At 66.9% G+C, this 1,631-nt stretch carries 1 protein-coding gene; it reads left to right on the top strand.

Going from position 1 to position 1,631, the window contains the following annotated elements; translation table 11 throughout:
* Positions 1 to 1,533 (top strand): PAS domain-containing sensor histidine kinase (locus XI03_RS01640; protein ID WP_271591108.1); only part of this gene is annotated, 1,533 nt, incomplete at its 5' end.
* Positions 1,534 to 1,631 lie beyond the last annotated feature (98 nt).

Genomic DNA, 1,631 nt, shown 5'->3' with positions numbered 1-1,631 from the left:
GACCGCACCCTGCTCGACCTGTTGCCGACGGGGATCCTGATCTACCGGCTCGACCGCCTGCTCTACGCCAACCCCGCCTTCCTCGCGCGCATGGGCTATGCCGGCATCAACGCGCTGGAGAATGCCGGCGGGCTCGATGCGCTCTATGTCGAGCCCGGCGTGTCCTCGGCCAGCAGCACCTCGCAAGCCGGCACGCCTGTCACGATCAGCGCGACGCTCGCGAACGGCGAGCAGCCGCTTGCGACCACCGAGGCGCATCTGCACACGATCGACTGGGACGGCGAGAGCGCACATGCGCTCATCTGCGCGCTGCCGCAGGCGGCGCCCAGCGTCGCGGCGCCCGTGATCGCACAGACGATCGTCACTGAATCTGTTGTCGCCGAATCCTTCCCCTACGCGCCCGAGCTGGACTCCGCGGCCGGCGATGCCGATGCCGAGGATCTCGCCGCGATCCTCGACACCACCGCCGAGGGCATCGTCATGTTCGATGCCGAAGGCAACATCCATGCCTGCAACCGCAGCGCCGAAGCGCTGTTCGGCTATGACGGCGCCGACCTGCTCGAGCAGAATCTGGCGACGCTGTTCGCGCCGGAGAGCCGGCAGATCGTCGCCGACTATCTCGAAAGCCTCAAGAGCCAGGACATTTCGAGCCTGCTCGACCACGGCCGCGAGGTGCTCGGACGCGAGAAGAAGGGCGGCGTCATTCCGCTCGCGATGATCATGGGTCGCACGCGGCCGGACGGCCCGAACTTCTTCGCCGTGTTCCGCGATCTCTCGCAGAGCAAGAAGGGTGAGAGCGAGCTGACACAGGCGCGCCACCTCGTCCACAGCGCGGCCAACGCCAAGGCCGACATGCTGGCGCGGATCAGCCACGAGATCCGCACGCCGCTCAACGCCATCATCGGCTTTGCCGAGGTGATGATCTCCGAACGCTTCGGCACGCTCGGCAACGAGCGCTACGGCGAATACATGAAGGACATCCGCGCCTCCGGCGAGCGCGTCATCGCGATCATCGACGACCTCCTGGAGCTGTCGCGGATCGAGACCGGCAAGCTCGATCTCAACTTCGCCAACCTCAGCCTCAACGACCTCGTCGAAGCCTGCGTGACCGTGATGCAGCCGCAGGCCAATCGCGAGCGCATCATCATCCGCACCTCGCTCGCGCATGCGCTGCCGCAGGTCACGGCGGACGCGCGCGCGATGCGGCAGATCACCATGAATCTGATCTCGAACTCGATCCGGCTCGCCAGCGCCGGCGGCCAGGTCATCGTCTCCACCGCGCTGTCCGACCGCGGCGAGATTGCGCTGCGCATCCGCGACACCGGCCATGGCCTGTCCGAGCGCGAAGTCGCCGCCGCGATGGAGCCGTTCCGCACCCCGCCGCCCGGGGACGCCGCGGACAATTCGGCGCTGAGCCTGTCGCTGACCAAGGCCCTGGTCGAGGCCAACCGCGCCCGCTTCAACATCAAGAGCGCGGGGAATTCCGGCACGCTGATCGAAGTGGTGTTCGCACCGGTGGTGGCGGGGGCGTAGGCGTCGCCACAGGCGTCATGCCCGGGCTTGTTGTTTAGCCCGGACAGATCACTGACGGGTGTTCGGAGACATAGCTGACACATCAACATTGGCTGGAT

The organism is Bradyrhizobium sp. CCBAU 65884 (genome assembly GCF_028128835.1).
Lineage (GTDB): Bacteria > Pseudomonadota > Alphaproteobacteria > Rhizobiales > Xanthobacteraceae > Bradyrhizobium > Bradyrhizobium ottawaense.
Note: the sequence above shows the minus strand (reverse complement) of the source record. Positions and strands in the feature narration are given on the sequence as shown.